16 protein-coding genes and 2 pseudogenes are annotated in these 19,606 nt (G+C 70.3%); 15 read left to right on the top strand and 3 right to left on the bottom strand.

What is annotated here, in order from left to right; translation table 11 throughout:
* Nucleotides 1–303 (bottom strand): annotated as a pseudogene (locus ABD784_RS12770) (hypothetical protein); the annotation flags it as partial.
* Nucleotides 304–572: 269 nt separating this feature from the next.
* Here ABD784_RS12770 and ABD784_RS12765 point away from each other — a divergent pair.
* From ABD784_RS12765 to ABD784_RS12755, 3 genes are read left to right on the top strand one after another with little or no spacing between them, the layout of a single operon-like run.
* Entirely contained in the window at nucleotides 573–1,088 is a 516-nt protein-coding gene (locus ABD784_RS12765) for a hypothetical protein (RefSeq protein WP_344885347.1), read from the top strand.
* 58 nt (nucleotides 1,089–1,146) lie between these two features.
* The gene (locus tag ABD784_RS12760) at nucleotides 1,147–1,725 is read left to right on the top strand and encodes a hypothetical protein (protein WP_344885344.1); all 579 of its coding nucleotides are present in this window, start codon (nucleotides 1,147–1,149) and stop codon (nucleotides 1,723–1,725) included.
* A 54-nt stretch (nucleotides 1,726–1,779) separates the two neighbouring features.
* Nucleotides 1,780–3,780, top strand: a complete 2,001-nt coding sequence (locus tag ABD784_RS12755) for a M13 family metallopeptidase (RefSeq protein WP_344885341.1) — start codon at nucleotides 1,780–1,782, stop codon at nucleotides 3,778–3,780.
* 99 nt (nucleotides 3,781–3,879) lie between these two features.
* On the opposite strand, the gene ABD784_RS12750 is transcribed toward ABD784_RS12755, so the two are convergent.
* Entirely contained in the window at nucleotides 3,880–4,812 is a 933-nt protein-coding gene (locus ABD784_RS12750; protein ID WP_344885338.1) for an alpha/beta hydrolase, read from the bottom strand.
* Between the two features lie 141 nt (nucleotides 4,813–4,953).
* Here ABD784_RS12750 and lysS point away from each other — a divergent pair, with 141 nt between their 5' ends.
* From lysS to ABD784_RS12720, 6 genes and pseudogenes are all read left to right on the top strand, one after another.
* On the top strand, nucleotides 4,954–6,414 hold the full coding sequence (lysS, locus tag ABD784_RS12745; protein WP_425582980.1) for a lysine--tRNA ligase: 1,461 nt from the start codon (nucleotides 4,954–4,956) through the stop codon (nucleotides 6,412–6,414).
* A gap of 2 nt (nucleotides 6,415–6,416) precedes the next feature.
* Complete coding sequence (locus tag ABD784_RS12740) at nucleotides 6,417–6,599, top strand: hypothetical protein (RefSeq protein WP_344885332.1); 183 nt, start codon at nucleotides 6,417–6,419, stop codon at nucleotides 6,597–6,599.
* A gap of 88 nt (nucleotides 6,600–6,687) precedes the next feature.
* A complete protein-coding gene (locus ABD784_RS12735; RefSeq protein ID WP_344885329.1) occupies nucleotides 6,688–7,026 on the top strand; it encodes a histone-like nucleoid-structuring protein Lsr2 in 339 nt (112 codons plus the stop codon).
* Nucleotides 7,027–7,232: 206 nt separating this feature from the next.
* Nucleotides 7,233–9,773 (top strand): ATP-dependent Clp protease ATP-binding subunit, encoded by a 2,541-nt coding sequence (locus tag ABD784_RS12730; protein WP_344885326.1) that lies wholly within the window; start codon nucleotides 7,233–7,235, stop codon nucleotides 9,771–9,773.
* Between the two features lie 136 nt (nucleotides 9,774–9,909).
* Nucleotides 9,910–10,416: pseudogene (locus ABD784_RS12725) on the top strand (amino-acid N-acetyltransferase); the annotation flags it as partial.
* Between the two features lie 210 nt (nucleotides 10,417–10,626).
* Nucleotides 10,627–10,806 (top strand): hypothetical protein, encoded by a 180-nt coding sequence (locus ABD784_RS12720; protein ID WP_344885324.1) that lies wholly within the window; start codon nucleotides 10,627–10,629, stop codon nucleotides 10,804–10,806.
* 138 nt (nucleotides 10,807–10,944) lie between these two features.
* On the opposite strand, the gene ABD784_RS12715 is transcribed toward ABD784_RS12720, so the two are convergent.
* Nucleotides 10,945–11,565: a GntR family transcriptional regulator gene (locus ABD784_RS12715; RefSeq protein ID WP_344885366.1), complete on the bottom strand. Its 621-nt coding sequence runs from the start codon at nucleotides 11,563–11,565 to the stop codon at nucleotides 10,945–10,947.
* Between the two features lie 187 nt (nucleotides 11,566–11,752).
* Here ABD784_RS12715 and glyA point away from each other — a divergent pair, with 187 nt between their 5' ends.
* Genes glyA through ABD784_RS12685 form a run of 6 tightly spaced genes read left to right on the top strand, consistent with a single transcriptional unit; the run spans nucleotide 11,753 to nucleotide 19,605 of the window.
* Nucleotides 11,753–13,090 (top strand): serine hydroxymethyltransferase, encoded by a 1,338-nt coding sequence (gene glyA, locus ABD784_RS12710; protein WP_344885321.1) that lies wholly within the window; start codon nucleotides 11,753–11,755, stop codon nucleotides 13,088–13,090.
* Nucleotides 13,090–14,307 carry a sarcosine oxidase subunit beta family protein gene (locus ABD784_RS12705; protein WP_344885318.1) on the top strand — a complete coding sequence of 406 codons (1,218 nt, stop codon included), beginning with the start codon at nucleotides 13,090–13,092 and terminating at the stop codon, nucleotides 14,305–14,307. The genes glyA and ABD784_RS12705 overlap by 1 nt, the downstream gene beginning before the upstream one ends.
* 13 nt (nucleotides 14,308–14,320) lie before the next feature.
* Nucleotides 14,321–14,611 (top strand): sarcosine oxidase subunit delta, encoded by a 291-nt coding sequence (locus ABD784_RS12700; protein ID WP_344885315.1) that lies wholly within the window; start codon nucleotides 14,321–14,323, stop codon nucleotides 14,609–14,611.
* The gene (locus ABD784_RS12695; protein ID WP_344885312.1) at nucleotides 14,611–17,523 is read left to right on the top strand and encodes a sarcosine oxidase subunit alpha family protein; all 2,913 of its coding nucleotides are present in this window, start codon (nucleotides 14,611–14,613) and stop codon (nucleotides 17,521–17,523) included. Before ABD784_RS12700 ends, ABD784_RS12695 begins: the two co-directional genes overlap by 1 nt.
* Nucleotides 17,516–18,202 (top strand): sarcosine oxidase subunit gamma, encoded by a 687-nt coding sequence (locus tag ABD784_RS12690; RefSeq protein WP_344885309.1) that lies wholly within the window; start codon nucleotides 17,516–17,518, stop codon nucleotides 18,200–18,202. The genes ABD784_RS12695 and ABD784_RS12690 overlap by 8 nt, the downstream gene beginning before the upstream one ends.
* Entirely contained in the window at nucleotides 18,202–19,605 is a 1,404-nt protein-coding gene (locus ABD784_RS12685; protein WP_344885306.1) for an L-serine ammonia-lyase, read from the top strand. The genes ABD784_RS12690 and ABD784_RS12685 overlap by 1 nt, the downstream gene beginning before the upstream one ends.
* The last annotated feature ends 1 nt before the right edge of the window (nucleotide 19,606 follow it).

The following is a 19,606-nucleotide window of genomic DNA, read 5'->3' as shown; positions in this document are numbered from 1 at the left end:
GCTCTGCTGGCCGCCGCCGAACCCACCGCCTTCAGAGTCCTGACCGCCGTAGCCCTCGGGGCTCTGCTGGCCTTCGCCGAAGCCGCCGCCCTGCTGCTCGCCGCCTTCCTGGCGGCCGAATCCGCCGGAGCCCTCCTGCTCCCGGCCGAGGCCGCCACCCTGCTCCTGTTGGGCGTACCCGCCGCCCTCCGGCTCTTGCCCGCCGTAACCGCCCGGGCTCTGCTGGCCCTCGCCGGATCCAAGACCTTCCGGCTGGCTCTCACCGAACTGGTTCTCCTGGCCCTCTGTGTTCTCGTACGTCATCGTCTCGCTCCTTGCTGCATCGTGAGGTGAGCTTTCCGAGTGGAACTCGCTGCGAGCTCCGGGCCTCACGGTACGTAGGCGGGACTGGGCCGGGTCAACGGATATGCCGCCCATTCCAAGGCAAGTGCCAGCTCCCGGAGTTGTCCTCTTGAGCCTTCTGGTCATCGGTCCTACGGTCGACGTACGGCGCAGCACGATGCACAGACCCTAGTGGAAGGCGGGCCGGGGGTGGCGCCGCAGCTCGGACCGCCGGGAGGAATGAACGACTCATGCGCAACAGCGAGCGGGCACGGAGGCTCACGATACTGGCGATGATCCCTCTCTTCGTCGCCGGCATCTCCTCATGCGGGACATCCGGCCCCGAGGACGGGGTCGACGCCGAAGACATCGTCGAGGAGAACGGGAGCAGCGAGGCTGGCTCCGACCCATCTGCGGACCCTACGGCCGTCGCGGACCCGGATCTCTTCGACGATGTGGACTCGTTCATCGGTCAGGAGGTGACGGTCTCCGCAGACGTGAACACCGTTATCGACGGCACCTCGTTCACCATCGCGGGTACCGGCGATGCGTCCGTCGACGAATTGCTGGTGGTGGCGCCAGGCGAGGAGGCCGGGGTCAGCGAGGACTCGTCCGTGCGAGTGACCGGCACGGTCGAGGAGAGCTTCGATGTCGCGGCCGTCGAGGAGGAGCTCGGGGTCAGCCTGGACGGGACGGAGTACGAGGAGTGGCAGGGCCAGAGGTACTTGCTCGCTAGCAGGGTCGACCTCGATGCCAGTGACGAATGAGGAGGGGCCGGCTGCTGTTTCGCCGGAACACCGTCCAACTGACCGGCGTGGACGGCAGATGGCGGACGGGTGCAGAGTCGCAGCGCTCCTCAGCACCGTCGCCGCCGGTGTCTGGCTGGGCGTGCCGGAGCTCCTCGGGTTCGCCGTGGTTCTGGCGGGGCTGCTCGTTCCGCGCCTGATGCATCTGGCGGGCCCATTCGACGCAGCCTTCGGCGTCACCATCCTGATCGCAGCATGGAGCGGGGCTGCCGGGCTGTACGAGGCCATCCCAGGCTGGGACCTGGTCGTCCACTTCATCACCGCCGGGGCCGCAGCAGGTGTTCTCTTCCTCGGCTTGGCGCAGATCGATGTCACCCCTGAGGCCACGATGGGCAGCGTGATCCCCTACCGGTCGACCGTCGTGCTGACCCTGGCCCTCGGCATGACGCTCGCGGTGCTCTGGGAGTTCCTGGAGTGGGCCGGGCACACGTTCATCTCCGGCGATATTCACGTCGGCTACACCGACACGCTGGGCGACCTTGCGGTCGGAGGACTGGGTGCTGGGCTGGCCGGAGTCCTCTTGGCCCACTGGAAGGGACGGGTGGCCGAGGTCCAGACTCGGGCCCGGCGGAAACCTTCGCGGGGATCCGGCCGTTAATGAGTAAAGTCTGCCTTTCAGACTTCCTGCCGCCGATGAAGGGAACCTTCGCGCATGTCCACCTCAGAGCTGCCGGCGACGACGAGCGCCACCGGCCGGAGCCACGTCTCCGACGACCACCGCGACCACGCGGTCCGCATCCAGGACGACCTCTACCGGCACGTGAACGGCGGGTGGCTCGCCACCGCGGAGATCCCCGGCGACCTCGGCAGCTATGGGTCCTTCATGAAGCTGCGGGACGACTCCGAGCTGGCCGTGCGCTCCATCATCGAGGAGGCCCAGGCATGTGTGGATGCCGGGACGGCCGACGACCGTCAGGCGAGGATCGCGGCACTCTACGGTTCCTTCATGGACGTGGAGACCATCGAGGCCCGCGGGATGGATCCCATCCGGGGCCAACTCGACCGCCTGGCCTCGGTCGAGAGCCGTGAGGACTTCGTCCGGCTCCTGGGCCGGCTCCAGCGTGAGGGAGTCTCGGGGCTCTACAACATCGGCGCCTCCAACGACGCCGGGCGGCCGGACCGCAACCTGCTCACGTTCCTCCAGTCCGGGCTGGGCCTGCCGGACGAGTCCTACTACCGCGAGGAGCAGTTCGCCGAGCTCTACCGGGCCTACCGCGAGCACGTCGTCCGATTCCTGGCCTTCGCCGGGCTGTCGGACCCGGAGCAGGCGGCGGACGGCGTCGTCCGCCTCGAGAAGGCTCTGGCCGGCCACCACTGGGACCGCGTCAGGACACGGGACGCGCAGGCCCGCTACAACCTCATGACCGCGGACGGGCTGCGGCGCCTGCACCCCTCCGTCCAGCTCTGGCTCGACGGTGCCGGGATCGAGGAGAAGTACTATTTTGAGGTCGTCGTCTGGCAGCCGAGCTATCTCGAGGGCGTCGAGGCGGTGCTCGCCGAGCAGCCGTTGGACGCGTGGAGGAACTGGGGCGCGCTCCAGGTCATCCGCAGCTATGCACCGTACCTGTCCTCTCCCTTCGTCGACGAGCACTTCGCGTTCTACTCCGCGACGCTGGGCGGCGTGGAGCAGCAGAAGGAGCGGTGGAAGCGCGGCGTCGCGTTCACCGAGGGGAGCGTCGGCGAGGACATCGGCCAGCTCTACGTGGAGCGGCACTTCCCGGCGGAGGCGAAGGCCGAGATGGAACGGCTCGTCGCGAACCTCATCGAGGCGTACCGGCAGTCCATCGGCACGCTCGCGTGGATGAGCGAGCAGACCCGTGAGCGCGCGCTCGAGAAGCTCTCGATGTTCCGGCCGAAGATCGGCTACCCGGTGAAGTGGATCGACTACTCCTCGATCCGCACCAGCCACGACCTGATCGCCAACGCGGCGGCCGCCAACGAGTTCGAGTTCCTCCGCGAGCTGCAGAAGATCGACGACGGCGTCGACCGGGATCTGTGGTTCATGTACCCGCAGACCGTCAACGCGTACTACCACCCGCTGCTGAACGAGATCGCCTTCCCGGCCGCCATCCTGCGGCCGCCGTTCTTCGCGGCGGACCGCGACGTCGCCAGCAACTACGGCGCCATCGGTGCCGTGATCGGGCACGAGATCGGCCACGGGTTCGACGACCAAGGCTCGCAGTACGACGGGACCGGGGAGCTGAAGGACTGGTGGACGGAGGAGGACCGGGCCCGCTTCGAGGCCCTCACGGCCAGACTCGTGGACCAGTACGACTCCCTCGTCCCGCCGGAGGCACCGGAGCACACGGTCAACGGCCGGCTCACCCTCGGCGAGAACATCGGCGACCTCGGCGGGCTCGGCATCGCGTACAAGGCGTACAGGCTCGACCTCGCGGCGCGCGGGCTCGAGGAGGACGAGGTGATCGACGGATTCACCGGCGACCAGCGCTTCTTCCACGCCTGGGCCGAGTGCTGGCGCAGCCTCACCCGCCCGGAGACCATGGTCACCCGGATCACCACGGACCCCCATTCGCCGGGCGAGTTCCGCTGCAACCAGGTCGCCCGCAATCTGGACGCCTTCCACGACGCGTTCGGGACCCGGCCGGGCGACGGCATGTGGCTGGACCCGGAGGACCGCGTCGCCATCTGGTAGGCCGCGAGCCGACCGGCCCGCGCGGGGGACGACGGCGCTCGGCATCCGGCAGGGCGCCGTCCCTCCGTGCCGGTCCCTCGGGGCCCGTCCCGTCGAGCCTCAGCCGCGGAAGTACGCGGCGATGTCGTCGACGAGCTCCGTGACCGCCGCCGGGACGGAGCCGTGGAGCCCGTCCGGGGACTCCGTGTAGGTGGAGCCGCGCACCGCGGCGTGGAGCTGCCGGGCGGTCTCCTGGAAGTAGGAGGCGCTGCGGGCGCCCGCCATGAACCTGGTGTTCGGCGGGAGGCCGGCGAAGTCCTCGACCGACTCCACCTCCTCGAGGGCCGCCAGCAGCTCGCCGGTGCCGGAGGTCACGAGCTTCCGGGCGGTCCGCCCGAACGGCGTGCGCGTCGCGGCGGCGAGCAGGCCCGCGAGCAGTGGCACGGGGACCTTGGAGAGCGTCGCCGTCCTCTGCTGCCCGCGGTGCATGATCGCGAGGGCGCGTGCCGTCCGTCCGGCCTCGATCTCTCGGACGCACGCGCGCATCCAGGACGAGTTGAGGCTGCCCTCGATGTTGATGGCCGGGTCGTAGACCGCCAGCCGGTCCGGCACCAGCTCCGGATCGGCGCTCGCGCCGTCGCCGTCGTGCCCCTGGAAGGCCTGGACCGCGTTGAGGACCACCGCGCCGCCGAGCGAGTGGCCGAAGAGATTGCGCGCACCGGTCTCCCGCAGGACCGCGGCGACGTCCGAGATCTCGGTGGACATGGCATAGTTCGGGGGCTGCTCGGAGGACTTGCCGCGGCCGCGACGGTCGAAGACGTCCACGGCCCATCCGTCGCCGAGCGCCTGGCTCAACCGGAGGGCGAACGGGCGGTAGATCAGCGCCGTGATGAAGGCGCCGCCGACCACGAGCACGCGTCGCTCGCCGGGAGCGTCGACGGTGCCGTACGACGTCACGCCGAGGAGGCCGCCGTCCGGGGTGGCCACGGTGCTGTCGTGGCCCCGGCGGCCGCGGGTCCGGCGGGCCTGACGTGTGGCGCGGGTGATGGGCATGTCCCCGCCATCCTACCGGCCGGCCGGGACGGAGCCCGGCCCCGGCGGGGCGTGCTATGGCCGGTAGAATGGTGCCTCGTGACTGTAGATAACTCCTCCCCCGCCCAGAACGCCGCCTCCGACCACCACGACCTCCGTCAGGTGCGCCTGGACAAGCGCGCGGAGCTGCTGGCCTCCGGTCGCGAGCCCTACCCCGTCGAGCTGGCCATCACGCACACCCTGCGCCAGGTCCGCGAGGCGTACGGCCACCTCGAGGCCGGCGAGGAGACGGACGACGTCGTCAGCGTCGTCGGACGTCTGGTCTTCGCCCGGAACACGGGCAAGCTCTGCTTCGCCACCCTGCAGGAGTCCGGGCCCCGGGGCGAGGCCGTCCGCCTGCAGGCCATGCTCTCGCTCGCCAACGTCGGCGAGGAGAAGCTGGCCGACTGGAAGCGGATCACGGACCTCGGCGACCACGTGTCCGTCACGGGACGCGTGGTCTCCTCGCGGCGCGGCGAGCTCTCGGTCATGGTCACCGACTGGGCGATGGCCTCGAAGGCCATCCGCCCCATGCCGGTCCTGCACGCGGACCTCAATGACGAGACGCGCGTCCGCCAGCGCTACGCCGACCTGATGGTCCGCGACGAGGCGCGGGAGATGATCTACAAGCGGGACGCGATCGTCCGCTCCATCCGCGACACCCTCTACGGTCACGGCTACGTGGAGGTCGAGACGCCGATGCTCCAGCTCGTCCACGGCGGCGCCGCGGCCCGGCCCTTCCAGACTCACCTGAACGCCTTCGACCAGGATATGACGCTCCGCATTGCCACCGAGCTGTATCTGAAGCGCACCGTGGTCGGCGGAATTCCCCGCGTGTTCGAGCTCGGTCGCATTTTCCGCAACGAGGGCGTGGACTCCACGCATTCCCCGGAGTTCACGACCTTGGAGTCGTACGAGGCCTATGCGGATCAGTTCGTCATGGCCGAGCGCATGCAGGAGATCATCCTGAATGCCGCAGACGCCGTGGGCGCCGGGCGCACTATCGAGACCTCCAAGGGCGTGGTGAATCTCGACGGTGAATGGAAGTGGATCAGCGTCTACCCCGGATTGTCCGAGGCGGTCGGCATGGAGATCACGCCGGATACCGAGGCCGAGATTCTCCGCGAGGTGGCGGAACGGCACGAGGTGAAGGCCGACCCGAAATGGGACGCGCAGAAGCTGGTCATCGAACTCTTCGGCGAAATCGTCGAACCGACGCTGATCGATCCGACCTTCGTCTACGACTATCCGCCGGCCGCCCAGCCCCTCGCCCGCCCGCACCGCAGCAAGCCGGGCGTCATCGAGGCCTGGGACCTCATCATCGGCGGCATGGAGCGCGGCACCGCCTTCTCCGAGCTCATCGACCCGGTCATCCAGCGTGAACGCCTCGTGGAGCAGTCGCGGCTCGCCGCCGGCGGCGATGACGAGGCCATGCAGCTGGACGAGGACTTCCTCCGTGCACTCGAGTACGGCGCCCCGCCGATGGGCGGAATCGGACTCGGCGTGGACCGGCTGGTGATGCTGTTCACGAATGCCGGTATTCGAGAGACCATCCTCTTTCCATTGCTCAAGCCGGAGGCATAATTATGGAATACGTGCAGGTATTGCTGCCGACCATCGTGGTTGCCCTGATCTTCTGGTTCGTCATTCGCGCCCTGTTCCGGGTGGACCGGAATGAGCGTCTCGCCGAGGCGGAGGCCGAGCGCCGCACGGAGCCTATTTCGGGAACGAATGTTTCGGAAGAGGTCAGGGGAGACGAGGGGAAGTAGATCGCCTCAGACGACTTGAGTGCGTCTTGAGTGATTTCCCAGTTTCGTGCGTGGCGTCATTGCCATTGAGGTGATTAGGATGATGGCTATGGCACGCAAAGTAGAAGTAACCCTCATCGACGATCTCGATGGCTCCAAGGCCGACGAATCCGTGAAATTCGCTCTGGACGGCGTTCAGTACGAAATCGACCTCAGCGAGACGAATGCGAACGAGCTGCGCGAATCGCTGAAGCGCTATGTGGATGCCGGCACCCGGGTGACCGGCGGCCGCGGCCGCAGCACCGGCTCGTCGTCGTCGTCCCGCTCCGGCGGGTCGAAGGGCGAGACGGCAGCGATCCGCGAATGGGCCAAGCAGAACGGGTACGAGGTGAGCGCACGCGGCCGCATCCAGGCCAGCGTGATCGAGGCCTACCGCGCCGCCCAGTAGGGCGCGCAGGGTCAGCAGCAGGACGCCTGTCCGACCCCCGGGAGCCGGTCCGCGCCGGCTCCCTCCGCTGCACAGGGCGACGCCCGTACCGATTCCGGTGCGGGCGTCGCTCTCTGCTTGTTATCCCTTGGGCGAACACCGCCCACAGGCCGTACGTCAGTGCGTAGCATCGAATAACGCTACGCATCAGCTAGGAGTGTGCCGCTATGTTCGAGAGATTCACAGACCGAGCCCGTCGAGTGGTTGTGCTCGCCCAAGAAGAGGCGCGCATGCTCAACCACAACTACATCGGGACCGAGCACATCCTGCTCGGGCTCATCCACGAGGGCGAGGGCGTCGCCGCGAAGGCGCTCGAGTCGCTGAACATCTCGCTGGGTGCCGTGCGCGAGCAGGTCCAGGAGATCATCGGGCAGGGCCAGAACGCGCCCTCGGGGCACATCCCCTTCACCCCGCGCGCCAAGAAGGTGCTGGAGCTGTCCCTGCGCGAGGCGCTGCAGCTCGGCCACAACTACATCGGGACCGAGCACATCCTGCTCGGTCTCATCCGCGAGGGCGAGGGCGTGGCGGCGCAGGTCCTGGTCAAGCTCGGCGCGGACCTCTCCCGCGTCCGGCAGCAGGTCATCCAGCTGCTCTCGGGCTACCAGGGCGGCAAGGAGTCCGCCGGCGCCGGCGTCGGCGCCAGCAGCGGTCCGCAGGAGGGCACACCCGCCGGCTCGGCCGTGCTGGACCAGTTCGGCCGGAACCTGACCACCGCCGCGCGCGAGGGCAAGCTGGACCCGGTCATCGGCCGCGAGCACGAGATGGAACGCGTCATGCAGGTCCTCTCGCGCCGCACCAAGAACAACCCGGTCCTCATCGGCGAGCCCGGCGTCGGCAAGACCGCTGTCGTCGAGGGCCTCGCCCAGTCGATCGTCCGCGGGGACGTCCCGGAGACCATCAAGGACAAGCAGCTCTACACCCTGGACCTCGGCTCGCTCGTGGCCGGCTCCCGGTACCGCGGCGACTTCGAGGAACGCCTGAAGAAGGTCCTCAAGGAGATCCGGACGCGCGGCGACATCATCCTCTTCATCGACGAGATCCACACGCTCGTCGGGGCGGGCGCGGCCGAGGGCGCGATCGACGCGGCCAGCATCCTGAAGCCGATGCTCGCCCGTGGCGAGCTGCAGACCATCGGCGCCACGACGCTCGACGAGTACCGCAAGCACATCGAGAAGGACGCCGCCCTGGAGCGTCGCTTCCAGCCGATCCAGGTCGCGGAGCCGAGCGTCGAGCTCACCACGCAGATCCTGCGCGGCCTGCGCGACCGCTACGAGGCGCACCACCGTGTCTCGATCACGGACGAGGCCCTCCAGGCGGCCTCGAGCCTCGCCCACCGCTACATCTCCGACCGGTTCCTGCCGGACAAGGCCGTCGACTTGATCGACGAGGCCGGTGCCCGCCTGCGCATCCAGCGCATGACGGCTCCGCCGGAGCTGAAGCAGATGGACGAGGAGATCTCCAACGTCCGCCGCGAGAAGGAAGCCGCGATCGACGCGCAGGACTTCGAGGGCGCCGCCGCGCTGCGCGACAAGGAGCAGAAGCTCCAGGAGGAGCGCAACGCGAAGGAAGCCGCCTGGAAGAACGGCGACATGGACGAGATCGCCGAGGTGACCGAGGAGCTCATCGCCGAGGTCCTGGCGAACTCCACCGGCATCCCGGTCGTGAAGCTGACGGAGGAGGAGTCCTCGCGCCTGCTCAACATGGAGGAGGCCCTGCACCAGCGCGTCATCGGGCAGGACCAGGCCATCAAGGCCATCTCGCGGGCGATCCGCCGCACGCGCGCCGGGCTCAAGGACCCGAACCGTCCCACGGGCTCGTTCATCTTCGCCGGCCCCACGGGCGTCGGCAAGACCGAGCTGGCCAAGGCGCTCGCCGAATTCCTCTTCGGCGAGGAGGACGCCCTCGTCACCCTCGACATGTCCGAGTACCAGGAGAAGCACACGGTCTCGCGGCTGTTCGGTGCCCCTCCGGGGTACGTCGGCTACGAGGAGGGCGGCCAGCTCACGGAGAAGGTCCGCCGCCGTCCGTTCTCGGTGGTCCTGTTCGACGAGGTGGAGAAGGCCCACGCCGACCTCTTCAACTCGCTGCTGCAGATCCTCGAGGACGGCCGCCTGACCGACTCCCAGGGCCGCGTCGTGGACTTCAAGAACACCGTGATCATCATGACCACCAACCTCGGAACCCGCGACATCTCCAAGGGCGTCATGACCGGCTTCCAGTCCACCACCGACGTGCGAACGAACTACGACCGGATGCAGGCGAAGGTCCAGGAGGAGCTGCGCCAGCACTTCCGGCCGGAGTTCCTGAACCGCGTCGACGACGTCGTCGTCTTCCCGCAGCTGAGCGAGGCGGAGATCGTGAAGATCGTCGACCTCTTCGTCGCGCGGCTGGAGTCGCGCATGGTGGAGCGGGGCATGCACGTCCAGGTCACGCCGGAGGCCAAGTCGTTGCTGGCGACCCGCGGCTACGACGCCTCGATGGGTGCCCGGCCGCTGCGCCGCACCATCCAGCGCGAGGTCGAGGACCAGCTCTCCGAGAAGATCCTCTTCGGCGAGATCGAGTCCGGCCAGACGATCGTCGTGGACGTCGAGGGCGAGGGCGAGGCCGCGAAGTTCACCTTCACCGGACACGACACGCCGGAGGAGATCGAGGGCGAGCCCGTCCACGCGGCCCTCGAGTCGGGCGAGGCCGACACGCACGCGAGCTGACCGGGCCCGCACCGGATCGACGCCCCGTCGCGCTTCACAGCGCGGCGGGGCGTCCGTCGTCCCACCCCCTGACTCGTGCCGCCTGCCGGGCGTCATCCACGCGCCGGAGGAGCGGGGGCGAACCTAGGATGGATCCATGAGCGATGCCTTCCACCTCCGTCCCGCACGCACCAGCGACGTCGCCGCGATCCGGCGGCTGGTGCGACCGCTCGCGGAGGAGCGGATCCTGCTCGAGAAGGAGGCCGTCGCCTACTACGAGTCCCTCCAGGAGTTCACGGTCGCCGAGGACTCCGACGGGAACGTCATCGGGTGCGGTGCCGTCCACGTGATGTGGGAGGACATCGCCGAGGTCCGGACCCTGGCCACGAGCGCCCAGTGGCGCGGCCGCGGCGTCGGCAAGGCGCTGCTGGACCGGCTGCTGGAGCGGGCCCGCGACCTCGGCGTCCGCCGCGTCTTCTGCCTGACGTTCGAGGTCGAGTTCTTCGAGCGCGGCGGCTTCGAGGTCATGGCGGACCAGACCGCCGTCGACCCCGAGGTCTACTCCGAGCTCCTGCGGTCCACGGACGACGGCGTCGCCGAGTTCCTGGACCTGGCCCGGGTCAAGCAGAACACGCTCGGCAACACGCGCATGATCCTCGAGCTGGAGCGGGCCGGGGAGCCGGCCCCGCGGGGCGGCGTGGAACGCCCGCTGAGTAGCGGTTTCCCCAGCGACGGCGGAACCTGAGAGTCCGCCGAGAGGTTTTCAAAGTTTGGCCAAACGCTGTGGACCTCGGCCGACGGACCTGCCTACGGTTGCCGCAGGCGGTCGGCAGCAGCCGGCTCGCAGACGTCAAGCGAGGAAGAGGTGGTCAGCATGGCACTCGGAGACAACCTGGGTGGACTGGGCGACAAGTTCAACGAGCTGAAGGAACAGCACGGCGATCAGGTCAACGAGCACGTGGACAACCTCCAGGAGCAGCACGGCGACAAGCTGGGCGAGCACCAGGACACCGTCGACGGCGCGGTGGACAAGGGCCAGGAGTTCCTGCGGTAGACGAACCGCCCGGTTCACCCGGACGTTCGACGGACGATGCCCCCGCCACATGGCGGGGGCATCTCTGCGTCCGGCACCGGCACCGGCACCGGGGCCGCAGTGGCCGGGCCGTGGCGGGCGGGTCGGCGCTGGACCCGATCAGAACGCGTTGCGGATGGTCGTCTCGAAGTGGCGGACGTGCTCCTCCGCGAGCGTCGCCGCCTCCTCCGCGCGCCCCTCCATGATGGCCTCCACCAGCCCGATGTGCTCGTGGATGTGCTCGCCGATCTGCGGCAGGCGGCCCAGCACGAGGCACCAGATGCGCGTCGCGAGGTTGTCGAGCCGGACGAGCGTCTCCTCCAGGTGGTGGTTCCCCGCGGCCCGGTAGATGAGCCGGTGCACGGCGAGGTCGTAGTCCAGCAGCGCCTCGCGGCCGTCCTCGGCCGTCAGGACCGCGATCTCCGCGGCGAGGCGCTCGAACTCGGGCCGCAGCTCCGGGTCCTGGTTCAGCGCCGCCTTCTGGGCGGCGAGCGGTTCGAGCAGGCGGCGCATCTCGGAGATGGCGCCGAGGTCGCTGATGTCCACGATCGTGGCGAAGGTGCCGCGCCGGGGGTAGGACACCACCAGGTGGTCCATCTCCAGCCGCTTCAGAGCCTCCCGCACCGGAGTCCGCCCGAAGCCGAGCTCAGCGGCGATCTGGCCCTCGTTGATCGGGGTGCCGGGGCCGATGTCCAGCAGGATCAGTCGGTCGCGCAGCGTCTTGTAGGCGCGCTCGGACATCGACTCCTGGTCGTTGATGGCTCCCGCTGCGATGCTCACGGTGCTTCCTCTCGAGAGATGGGCTGGCCCGGGCGGACGATCCTCGGATCGAGTTCCCCCGAACCATTGACACTGATCTTCTCTCAGCAATACGATCTGTTGCAAGCTGATATATCAGCTGGCGATGACAGATCTACCAGGAGGACGCATGACGCAGGCGACGGAACTGGCCACCGGGGTGCCGGCCGAACTGACGGCCACGCTGGCCGAGCTCGACCCGGAGGTCGCCGAGCAGATCGACGCCGAGCTGCGCCGCCAGCGCGACGGCCTCGAGATGATCGCCTCGGAGAACTACACCGCGGCGGCCGTGCTGCAGGCCCAGGGCTCGGTCCTGACCAACAAGTACGCCGAGGGCTACCCGGGCCGCCGCTACTACGGCGGCTGCGAGCACGTCGACGTGATCGAGCAGCTGGCGATCGACCGGCTCAAGGGGCTGTTCGGCGCCGAGTACGCCAACGTCCAGCCCCACTCCGGGGCCCAGGCGAACGCCTCGGTCATGCACGCGCTCCTCGAGCCCGGCGACACGATCCTCGGCCTGGACCTGGCCCACGGCGGCCACCTCACCCACGGCATGCGGATCAACTTCTCCGGCAAGCTCTACAACGTGGCCGCCTACGGCGTCGACGCGGAGACCCAGCGGGTCGACCTCGCCGAGGTCGAGCGGATCGCCCAGGAGAGCCGCCCCCGCCTGATCATCGCCGGCTGGTCCGCCTACCCGCGCCACCTCGACTTCGCCGAGTTCCGCCGGATCGCCGACTCGGTCGGCGCCTACCTCATGGTGGACATGGCCCACTTCGCGGGACTGGTCGCCGCCGGGCTGCACCCCTCCCCGGTGCCCCACGCGCACGTGGTCACCTCCACCACGCACAAGACGCTCGCCGGGCCCCGCGGCGGCGTGATCCTCACCAATGAGGCCGACCTGGCGAAGAAGTTCAACTCCGCCGTATTCCCGGGCCAGCAGGGCGGTCCCCTCGAGCACGTCATCGCCGGCAAGGCCGTGGCCTTCAAGATCGCGGGCACCGAGGCGTTCCGCGAGCGGGCCCGGCGCACCGTCGCCGGCGCGCAGATCCTCGCCGCCAGGCTCGGCCGGGACGACGTCGCCGCCCGCGGCATCCGCGTGGTCTCCGGCGGCACCGACGTCCACCTGGTCCTCGTGGACCTGAGCCAGTCGAGCCTCGACGGCCGCCAGGGCGAGGACCTGCTCGCCGAGCTGGACATCACGATCAACCGCAATGCCGTGCCGAACGACCCGCGTCCCCCGATGGTGACCTCCGGGCTCCGCATCGGCACCTCGGCCCTGGCCACGCGCGGCTTCACGGAGGAGGACTTCTCCGAGGTCGCCGACATCATCGCCGAGGCGCTCGTCGCCGCGGCCGACGACGACGGCGCTGACCCCGCAGTGATCGCGCGCCTGCGCGAGCGGGCCGCAGCGCTCGCCGCGGCCTACCCGCTCTACCCGAACCTCGCACCGATGGGAGCCCTCTGATGGCCGAGATGCTGCCCGAGCACCCCGATTTCCTCTGGCGGAACCCGGACCCGAAGCCCAGCTACGACGCCGTGATCGTGGGCGGCGGCGGCCACGGCCTCGCCACCGCCTACTACCTGGCCAAGAACCACGGGATGACGAACATCGCCATCCTCGAGCGCGGCTGGCTGGCCGGCGGCAACATGGCCCGGAACACCACGATCATCCGCTCCAACTACCTGTGGGACGAGTCGGCGGCGCTCTACGAGCACTCGATGAAGCTCTGGGAGCAGCTGCCCGAGGAGCTCGAGTACGACTTCCTCTTCTCCCAGCGCGGCGTCATGAACCTGGCGCACACCCTGCAGGACGTGCGCGAGTCCCAGCGGCGCGTGAACGCCAACGTGCTCAACGGGGTCGACGCGGAGTGGATCACCCCCGACCAGGTCAAGGAGCTGTGCCCGATCATCAACACCGGGGACGACATCCGCTACCCGGTCATGGGCGCCACCTACCAGCCCCGCGCGGGCATCGCCAAGCACGATCACGTCGCCTGGGCGTTCGCCCGCAAGTGCGACGAGATGGGCGTGGACATCATCCAGAACTGCGAGGTCACCGGCTTCATCAAGGACGGGAACCGCGTGGTCGGGGTCGAGACCTCCCGCGGGCGGATCAACGCCGGCAAGGTCGGCCTCGCCGCCGCCGGCAACTCCTCGGTCCTCGCCGACCTGGCCGGGTTCCGGCTGCCGATCCAGTCCCACCCGCTGCAGGCACTGGTGTCCGAGCTCTTCGAGCCCGTGCACCCCACGGTGGTCATGTCCAACCACGTGCACGTCTACGTCTCGCAGGCCCACAAGGGCGAGCTCGTCATGGGCGCCGGCGTCGACGCGTACAACGGGTACGGGCAGCGCGGCGGTTTCCACGTCATCGAGGAGCAGCTCGCCGCCGCCGTCGAGCTCTTCCCGATCTTCGCGCGGGCGCACCTGCTGCGCTCCTGGGGCGGCACCGTGGACACCACGTTCGACGCCTCGCCGATCGTCTCGGCGACGCCGATCGAGGAGCTCTACGTCAACGCCGGGTGGGGGACGGGCGGCTTCAAGGGGACGCCCGCCGCCGGCTACACGTTCGCCCATACGATCGCGACCGGCGCGGCGCACCCGCTGAACGAACCCTTCGCCCTGGACCGCTTCGAGACCGGGCACCTCATCGACGAGCACGGCGCCGCCGCCGTCGCGCACTAGGGAGGCCACCACCATGCTCACCATTCCATGCCCGAATTGCGGGCCCCGTGACGAGACCGAGTTCGGCTACGGCGGACAGGCCCACGTCGCCTACCCGGAGAACCCCGACCAGCTCAGCGACCGGGAGTGGGGCGAGTACCTCTTCTACCGGGAGAACACCCGCGGCCTCTTCGCCGAGCGCTGGGTCCACAACGCGGGATGCCGACGGTGGTTCAACGCGGTGCGGGACACCGTCACGTACGAATTCAAAGCCGTCTACCGGCCCGGCGAGACCCGTCCGGACCTCACGCAAGGAGAGAGCTGATGAGCGCAGGGCGCGTGGGGCCGGAGCGGGCCCCGGGGCATGCCGTCGACCGCACCCGCGAGGTGAAGTTCCGGCTCGACGGCCTGGAGTACACCGGCTTCGCCGGTGACACGGTCGCCAGCGCGCTGCTGGCCGCCGGTCGGGTGGACTGCGGCCCCTCGCTGTACCTGGGGCGCCCGCGCGGCGTCGTCAGCGCCGGCGTGGAGGAGCCCAACGCACTGGTCGAGGTGAAGTCGCGGTTCGCCGGGCACGCGGACGAGTCCATGCTGCCGGCCACCACCGTGGAGATCGCGGAGGGCCTGGAGGTCGAGTACCTCCAGGGCCGCGGCGTCCTCGACCCGCGCGGGGACGAGGCCCGCTACGACCACAAGTACGTGCACACCGACGTCCTCGTGGTCGGCGCCGGGCCGGCCGGCCTCGCCGCGGCCCGCGAGGCCGCGAAGACCGGCGCGCGGACCATCCTCATGGACGAGCAGCCCACCGCCGGCGGCTCGCTGCTCTCCGAGCGGGACGCGAGCATCGACGAGACGCCGGCCCTCGAATGGGTCGACGCGACGCTCCAGCGGCTGGCGCACGCGGAGGACTTCACCTACCTGCCGCGGACCACCGCGTTCGGCAGCTACGACAACAACTTCGTGGTCGCCGTGCAGCACCGCACGGACCACCTGCCCGCCGCGGACCGCCCGGGCGTCTCCCGGCAGCGGATCTGGCACGTGCGCGCCTCCCAGGTGGTCCTCGCCACCGGCGCCCACGAGCGCCCGCTGGTGTTCGCCAACAACGACCGCCCCGGCATCATGCTGGCCGGCGCGGTGCGCAGCTACCTCAATCGCTACGGCGTCGCCGCCGGGCGCCGCGTGGTGGTCGCGACCACCAACGACTCCGCCTACGGCACGGTCGCGGACCTGCACGCAGCGGGCATCGAGGTGGCCGCCGTCGTCGACTCCCGGGCCGAGCTCTCCGACCGTGCGGCCGAGGTCCTCGCCGCCACCGGCGTGCGCTCCATCCCGGGCTCTGCGGTCGTGGACACCGCCGGCGGGGGGACCGCGGGCCGCGTCAGCGGCGTCACCGTCTCCGCCCTCGCCGCGGACGGAACGCTCAGCGGCGGTATCGAGACGCTGGACGCCGACCTGCTCGCCGTCTCCGGCGGCTTCTCGCCGGTGGTGCACCTGCACAGCCAGCGCGGCGGGCGCCTGGCCTGGGACGAGCGCGTCGCAGGCTTCGTGCCGGCGGCGCCGGTCGCCGATCAGCAGGTCATCGGCTCCGCCGCCGGGCGCTACACACTGGACGGCTCGCTCGCCGACGGCGCCGAGGCGGGCCACCGGGCGGCCCACCGCACCGGACGGACGGCGCCCATGGTGGTCCCCACCGCCCCGTCGACCCCGACCGGTCCGGTCCGTCCGCTCTGGCTGGTGCCGGGGCCGGACGGCGAGCCGGAGACCTGGACCGAGCACTTCGTGGACCTGCAGCGGGACCAGACGGTCGCCGACGTGCTGCGGGCCACCGGGGCCGGCATGCGCTCCGTGGAGCACGTCAAGCGGTACACCTCGATCTCCACGGCCAACGACCAGGGCAAGACCAGCGGCGTGAACGCGATCGGCGTCCTCGCCGGGGTCCTCGGCGCCGCCGATCCGTCCCAGATCGGCACGACGACGTTCCGCGCCCCGTACACCCCGGTCGCCTTCGCGGCCGTGGCCGGCCGGCGCCGCGGCGAGCTCGCCGACCCGGCCCGGCTCACGTCCATCCACCCGTGGCACGTCGCCCACGGCGCCGAGTTCGAGGACGTCGGCCAGTGGAAGCGCCCCTGGTACTACCCGCAGGCGGGCGAGGACCTGGACGCCGCAGTGCTCCGCGAGTGCCGGGCCGTGCGCGAGCACGTGGGCTTCATGGACGCCAGCACTCTCGGCAAGATCGAGATCCGCGGCGCGGACGCCGGCGAGTTCCTGAACCGCGTCTACACGAACGGGTTCAAGAAGCTGAAGGTCGGGATGGCGCGCTACGGCGTCATGTGCACCCCGGACGGCATGATCTTCGACGACGGCGTCACGCTGCGCGTCGAGGAGGACCGCTACTACATGACCACCACCACCGGCGGGGCCGCCAAGGTCCTCGAGTGGCTCGAGCAGTGGCACCAGACGGAGTGGCCGGAGCTGGACGTGGTCCTGACCTCGGTCACGGAGCAGTGGAGCACGATCGCCGTCGTCGGACCCGACTCCCGGAAGGTGATGGAGCGGGTCTGCCCGGACCTGGACGTCTCCCAGGAGGCGTTCCCGTTCATGGCGTTTCGCGAGACGACCCTCGCCAACGGGATCCCGGCGCGCATCTGCCGGATCTCCTTCTCCGGCGAGCTGGCCTTCGAGATCAACGTCGACGCCTTCTACGGTCTCGCCGTCTGGGAGGCCGTGGACGCCGCTGGCGCCGACTTCGGGATCACCCCGTACGGCACGGAGACCATGCACGTGCTCCGCGCCGAGAAGGGCTTCATCATCGTCGGGCAGGACACGGACGGCACCGTCACCCCGCAGGACGCCGGGATGGAGTGGGTGGTCTCCACCGTGAAGAAGGACTTCATCGGCAAGCGCTCCTACGCCCGGGCGGACACCGCCCGCGAGAACCGCCGCCACCTGGTCGGCGTGCTCCCGGTGGACGGGGCCACCCGGCTGCCCGAGGGCGCCCAGCTGATCGACGCCGAGACCCCCGTGACCCCGGAGGCCGGCCCGGTCCCGATGATCGGCCACGTGACGTCGTCGTACCAGTCGGCGGCGCTCGACCGGCCGTTCGGCCTGGCGCTCGTCTCCAACGGCCGGAACCGCCAGGGCGACGTGATCAAGTCCTGGTTCGACGGCCAGCTCGTCGACGTCGAGATCACCTCGCCCATCCTCTACGACCCCGAAGGGAACCGCCGCGATGGCTGACACCACGACCACGACGCCGGAGGCCGCTGCCTCCGCCAACCCCGCCGGCCACGGGCGGGAGCGGCCGACGACGGTCCTGGACGCCCTGCGCTCCTCGCCGGCCGCCCACCTGGCCGATCTCATGGCCTCCGCCGAGGTCACCGGCGAACGCTCGGTGGCCCTGCGCGAGCTGCCGTTCGCCGTCCAGCTCGGCCTGCGCGCCGTGCCGGGCAGCCGGAGCGCCGAGGTCCTCGAGGAGCACTTCGGCCTCCCGCTGCCGAGCGGCGTCGGCGAGGTGACCGGGGATCCGGCCGGACTGCACCTGCTCTGGCTGGGACCGGACGAGTTCCTCGCCGTGGACGTCTCCCGCCGGCAGGAGCCGGGGGAGGCCGACGCGCCGGCCGCCGCGCTCGCCGGACTGCCGGGCCAGGTGGTGGACCTCTCCGCCAACCGGACCGTCCTGGTCCTCGGCGGCGCCAACGCCCGTGCCGTCCTGGAGAAGGGCTGCCACCTGGACCTGCACCCCCGCGTGTTCTCGGTCGGGACCGCCGTCCTCACCCAGATCGGCCCGGTCCCGGTGATCCTGCACCGGACGGCCGAGCAGGAGTACCGGCTGTATCCGCGGGCCTCGTTCGCCGACTACACGGTCCGCTGGCTCGTGGACGCCATGGCCGAGTTCGCCGGAGAAGCGGTCGCCTGATGGCGCTGAGCGTCCTGGACCTGTTCTCGATCGGAGTGGGGCCCTCCTCCTCCCACACGGTGGGGCCGATGCGCGCAGCGCGGCGGTTCACCGCCGAGCTGGGCCGGAGCGGCCGGCTGGGAGCCACCAGCCGGGTGAAGTCCGAGCTCTTCGGGTCCCTGGGCGCCACCGGGGTCGGGCACGGTTCGGACACGGCCGTCGTCGTCGGGCTGAGCGGGCACGATCCGGAGACGGTGGACGCCGACGCCGTGCCGGGCATCGCCCGCGCGGCGGCCGAGTCGGGAACGCTCGTCCTCGACGGCGAGGGGGACGCCGGCCACCCGGTCGCGTTCGACCGGACCCGCGACGTCGTCCTCCACCGCCGCCGCTCCCTGCCGGCGCACCCCAATGGGATGCGCCTGACGGCGACCGACGCCGCCGGCGCGGAGCTGTTCGTCCGGGAGTACTACTCCGTGGGAGGCGGCTTCGTGGTCGCCTCCGACGAGCTGGACGCGCCGGTCGCCGGCGACGACGCCCCGGAGCCCTACCCCTTCGACTTCGCCGACGAGCTCATGGCGCGGTGCCGCGAGAGCGGGCTGTCGATCGCGGACCTGATGCGCGCCAACGAGGCCGTGCGCCACGAGGCCGGCGCGCTCCGCGAGCAACTGCTGGCCATCTGGTCGGTGATGCGCGAATGCGTCGAGAACGGGTGCACGCGGACCGAGGCCCTGCTGCCCGGCGGGCTGAAGGTGCGCCGGCGGGCCCCGGCCCTGCGGGCGCGGCTCCGCGAGGAGCAGGCCGCGGCGCTGGCGACGGGCAGCATCGACCCGCTGCAGGCCATGGAGTGGGTCAACCTGTTCGCGCTCGCCGTGAACGAGGAGAACGCCTCGGGCGGGCGGATCGTCACCGCGCCGACCAACGGGGCGGCCGGCATCATCCCCGCCGTGCTGCACTTCTACTCGAACTTCGTCCCCGGCGCCGACGACGACGGCGTGGTCGACTTCCTGCTGACCGCCGGGGCCGTGGGCATCCTGTTCAAGAAGAACGCCTCGATCTCGGGTGCCGAGGTGGGATGCCAGGGCGAGGTGGGCTCCGCGTGCTCCATGGCCGCAGCCGGGCTCTGCGCCGTGCTCGGCGGGACGCCGGAGCAGATCGAGAACGCCGCCGAGATCGGGCTCGAGCACAACATGGGACTCACGTGCGATCCCGTCGGCGGGCTCGTGCAGGTGCCCTGCATCGAACGCAATGCCATCGCCTCCGTGAAGGCGATCAACGCGGCCCGCCTCGCCGTCCGCGGCGACGGGCAGCACCGGGTCTCCCTGGACCAGGCCATCAACACGATGCGCCAGACTGGGGCGGACATGAAGACCAAGTACAAGGAGACCTCGCGCGGTGGCCTGGCGGTCAACGTCGTCGAGTGCTGAG

It is taken from the genome of Zhihengliuella alba, assembly GCF_039538765.1.
In the GTDB taxonomy this organism is placed as follows: Bacteria; Actinomycetota; Actinomycetes; order Actinomycetales; family Micrococcaceae; genus Zhihengliuella; species Zhihengliuella alba.
The sequence above is the reverse complement of the archived record's forward strand: the minus strand, read 5'-3'. Positions and strand labels throughout refer to the sequence as shown.

Excerpts from the sequence above, each read along its gene's own strand:
- ABD784_RS12765 (WP_344885347.1), top strand. The coding sequence starts at position 573 with ATGCGCAACAGCGAGCGGGCACGGAGGCTCACGATACTGGCGATGATC.
- ABD784_RS12760 (WP_344885344.1), top strand. The coding sequence starts at position 1,147 with ATGGCGGACGGGTGCAGAGTCGCAGCGCTCCTCAGCACCGTCGCCGCC.
- ABD784_RS12755 (WP_344885341.1), top strand. The coding sequence starts at position 1,780 with ATGTCCACCTCAGAGCTGCCGGCGACGACGAGCGCCACCGGCCGGAGC.
- ABD784_RS12750 (WP_344885338.1), bottom strand. The coding sequence starts at position 4,812 with ATGCCCATCACCCGCGCCACACGTCAGGCCCGCCGGACCCGCGGCCGC.
- ABD784_RS12740 (WP_344885332.1), top strand. The coding sequence starts at position 6,417 with ATGGAATACGTGCAGGTATTGCTGCCGACCATCGTGGTTGCCCTGATC.
- ABD784_RS12735 (WP_344885329.1), top strand. The coding sequence starts at position 6,688 with ATGGCACGCAAAGTAGAAGTAACCCTCATCGACGATCTCGATGGCTCC.
- ABD784_RS12730 (WP_344885326.1), top strand. The coding sequence starts at position 7,233 with ATGTTCGAGAGATTCACAGACCGAGCCCGTCGAGTGGTTGTGCTCGCC.
- ABD784_RS12720 (WP_344885324.1), top strand. The coding sequence starts at position 10,627 with ATGGCACTCGGAGACAACCTGGGTGGACTGGGCGACAAGTTCAACGAG.
- ABD784_RS12715 (WP_344885366.1), bottom strand. The coding sequence starts at position 11,565 with ATGTCCGAGCGCGCCTACAAGACGCTGCGCGACCGACTGATCCTGCTG.
- glyA (WP_344885321.1), top strand. The coding sequence starts at position 11,753 with ATGACGCAGGCGACGGAACTGGCCACCGGGGTGCCGGCCGAACTGACG.
- ABD784_RS12705 (WP_344885318.1), top strand. The coding sequence starts at position 13,090 with ATGGCCGAGATGCTGCCCGAGCACCCCGATTTCCTCTGGCGGAACCCG.
- ABD784_RS12700 (WP_344885315.1), top strand. The coding sequence starts at position 14,321 with ATGCTCACCATTCCATGCCCGAATTGCGGGCCCCGTGACGAGACCGAG.
- ABD784_RS12695 (WP_344885312.1), top strand. The coding sequence starts at position 14,611 with ATGAGCGCAGGGCGCGTGGGGCCGGAGCGGGCCCCGGGGCATGCCGTC.
- ABD784_RS12690 (WP_344885309.1), top strand. The coding sequence starts at position 17,516 with ATGGCTGACACCACGACCACGACGCCGGAGGCCGCTGCCTCCGCCAAC.
- ABD784_RS12685 (WP_344885306.1), top strand. The coding sequence starts at position 18,202 with ATGGCGCTGAGCGTCCTGGACCTGTTCTCGATCGGAGTGGGGCCCTCC.